Raw genomic sequence first — 2,787 nt, forward strand, 5'->3', positions numbered from 1 at the left:
GGAACCGCAGCTGAGCATGTGCGGCGTGCCGGCGGCCAGACGGTGCAACCCCAGCGAGCGGGCGCAACGGCTCAACATACCCAGAGCGCTGCCGGCATGAGCCGGAGTTTCCAACCAACCGAAATAAGCATCGGCGCTGTCCAGGGCCAACCAATCGTCCAGCGGGGCGCCGACGATACGCTGCTCGTACCAGCGTAGCACGTCGTCCAGTACCGCGCGGCAAGCCAATATCCGCCGCATATCGGCCGACAGGGTGACTCCGCCGGGCAGCATGTAGGACGAATGCGGCCATTGCCCGCCGAAATGGGCGACGATTTCGACCGCGCGGCGGGTGGTTGCCAGCGTTTCGAGATAAATCGAGCCGCGGAATGGCTCGAACGCCGCCAGCGCCTCGGCAAACCAGGGCTGTCCGCTGTAACGAGGGTTACAAAAATCCGGAGCGAAAAACAAAAAGGTTTGCCGAAAATCGTTTTGCAGGCCTTCGGCAATCAAACACAGGTTACGGATGCGCGTGGCATTGGCCGGCACCGGCAGTTGCCAGGCATGTTCCAGCGCCAGCACCGCCGAGTACAGATGCGCGGTTCCGCAAATGCCGCAGACACGAGGCGTAATCACCAAAGCATCGCGCGGCGTGCGTCCCAGCATGATTTGCTCGAAACCGCGGTAAAGCGTGCCGACGGTACGGGCTTCCGTCACCACGCCATCTTCCAGCACTAGACCGATTTCCAGATCCCCTTCCACCCGGTTGAGGTTGACATTGACAGCAATTCTGGCCATTTCAGCTATCCATTTCCTTATCTTTGACCCGCGCCGGCGCGGCGTGGTGCGCCAAATTTTTGTAGGCCATATACCGGGCGCGCTCCACGCCCAAGGGCAGGCGCAGCGGGATGTCGCCGATTTTTTCGGTACTAAAAAGATCGATGTCGCGGGGAAAGCCTGGCGAAGTACAGCCGAAACAAGGTACGCCGGCACGGGTTTTACTGCTGGTGCCGTTCCACAGGTCGCTGTTGCACACCGCCTGGGTCATGGGCCCCTGACAACCCAGATTGAAAAACAGGCAGGCTTGCCCTCCCGGCACCGTCTCCTCGATATCGTATTCATGATATTCGTTGCGGGTACATCCCTGATGCACCATGGTGTTGAAGAAGGCTTTGGGACGATTCAAGGCATCGAGTTCCAGGGGTAGGCCGGTCGCCAGCCAAGCCAAGGTTTGGGTCATGGCATGCGGATGGGCCGGACAACCGGAGATGTTAATCACCGGCAAACCGCCGCGCGAACGCCACTCGGGAGGAAATAGGCCGCCCGGCTGTTCACGGTTATATTGCAGGCCGATGCAGTCGCCGGGATTCGGCGTGGCGGCGTGAACGCCGCCGAAAGCCGCGCAAGTGCCCATCGCCACCACCACGCCGGCATGTTCGGCCAATTCTCTTGCCATATCCATTCTGGCCCGGCCCCGGTAACTGTCGTACAGCCCCGTGCCGCGCGGCGCGGTGACGATGCTGCCTTCCACGCACAGAATATCCAAGGCCTGGCCGCCGCAGACGATGCGCTCGAACATGGCATCGTGCTCCCGCATGCCGGCGTGGGATAGCGAGGGATGCCAGAGCAGCTCGATATTATGCGCGGATAAAAGTTGCTCCAGGCTGGGCGAATCGGCGCTGAGAATGGCCAACGATTCGCCGCCGCAGGCTCCGGTTTGCAGCCAGAATACAGTATTCATATTTACTCGCCCAGTTTCAATTTTAACCGGCGATTGTATTGAATTTGAAAGCCGGCGTGCAATGCACTAATGTCCAATGTGTGTTTAGGCGGGGCCGAATCGGCCCCAAAACCGGGTTGTCTACGTCAAGAGCGTGCATATCGATACGATAGGCAGTCCGGTTTTATATCGGACAAAAAGTTGTGGATATTATTCAAACACCTTAAAAACAAGACCGAAGACAATATCCAGCAACCCCTCTTCTCCGCCCATGGATTCGTATTGTCCGCCATAACCATTGCCCGGCCTACCGTCTATTTGAACCCGCTCTTGTTTGGGTGGGCGTTTTCTCTGCTGCAATTCCGCTTGTTTTTGTTGGTGCAGGATTTGCCCGCCGGCTTTTTTCCATTCCAACAAATGGCTGATTTCGCCGCCATCCAGCCAAACGCCGTGGGCGCGGCATTGATCGACGACCACCCCGCTCTTATGCCCGAACGCCACCCGGCTCATCATATTCAAACACACCGGGCATTCCAGGTATTTGACCGGCTTATTGCGTTGATAACGGTCATTGTTGATATTGCCGAGCAATTCCCGGTTGACCGTATAAACCGGCGAAACCGCCGATTCCAATAAGGCTTCCACTTCGCCGGGATCGAAAAACAAACCGAAGCAGCGGCTGCAGCGTTCGATGTGCAACGGCGGCTGCATTGCCAAGGCAATGGTTTGCAAATGAATATTGCATTCCGGACAGATGCGTTCCGACGCCTCGCCGACCACCCTATAATCGTGCTTGCCGTGCAAATCGACATCGTTACGCACCCCGCAATAACCGCAATACTGGGTGTTGGGCGGCAAGGGCGCCGAGCAATTGTTGCAACGCGCCATGGTTAAAAACGGGCCAGCAATTCTTGTTTTTTGGCGCTGTATTCGGCTTCGGAGATCAAATCCGCCTCGAACAACTTCTTCAATTGCGCCAATTTGCCGGCAATGTCTTCCGTTGCCGCGGCGGCGGCCGGCATATCCAATGTCAGGCCTTGCGCCATGTTTTGCCCCAGCGCCACCCCGGCGCCCAATCCCATGCCGGC

General features: G+C 58.0%; 4 protein-coding genes. All 4 read right to left on the minus strand.

The annotated features are described in order from the left end of the window. A partial coding sequence (locus NP596_RS20810) for a nickel-dependent hydrogenase large subunit (RefSeq protein WP_256617304.1) occupies positions 1 to 777 on the minus strand: 777 nt, incomplete at its 3' end. A 1-nt stretch (position 778) separates the two neighbouring features. Next, the gene (locus NP596_RS20815) at positions 779 to 1,720 is read right to left on the minus strand and encodes an NADH-quinone oxidoreductase subunit B family protein (protein WP_256617305.1); all 942 of its coding nucleotides are present in this window, start codon (positions 1,718 to 1,720) and stop codon (positions 779 to 781) included. Positions 1,721 to 1,909: 189 nt separating this feature from the next. Then, a complete protein-coding gene (locus NP596_RS20820) occupies positions 1,910 to 2,587 on the minus strand; it encodes a zf-TFIIB domain-containing protein (RefSeq protein ID WP_256617306.1) in 678 nt (225 codons plus the stop codon). 2 nt (positions 2,588 to 2,589) lie between these two features. After that, positions 2,590 to 2,787: SHOCT domain-containing protein (locus tag NP596_RS20825; RefSeq protein WP_256617307.1), on the minus strand; the 198-nt coding region annotated here is incomplete at its 5' end.

This window comes from Methylomonas rivi (assembly GCF_024505165.1).
In the GTDB taxonomy this organism is placed as follows: domain Bacteria; phylum Pseudomonadota; class Gammaproteobacteria; order Methylococcales; family Methylomonadaceae; genus Methylomonas; species Methylomonas rivi.

Bases quoted from the DNA above. Each gene is read 5' to 3' on its own strand.
- NP596_RS20820 (WP_256617306.1), bottom strand. From the start codon at position 2,587: ATGGCGCGTTGCAACAATTGCTCGGCGCCCTTGCCGCCCAACACCCAG.
- NP596_RS20815 (WP_256617305.1), bottom strand. From the start codon at position 1,720: ATGAATACTGTATTCTGGCTGCAAACCGGAGCCTGCGGCGGCGAATCG.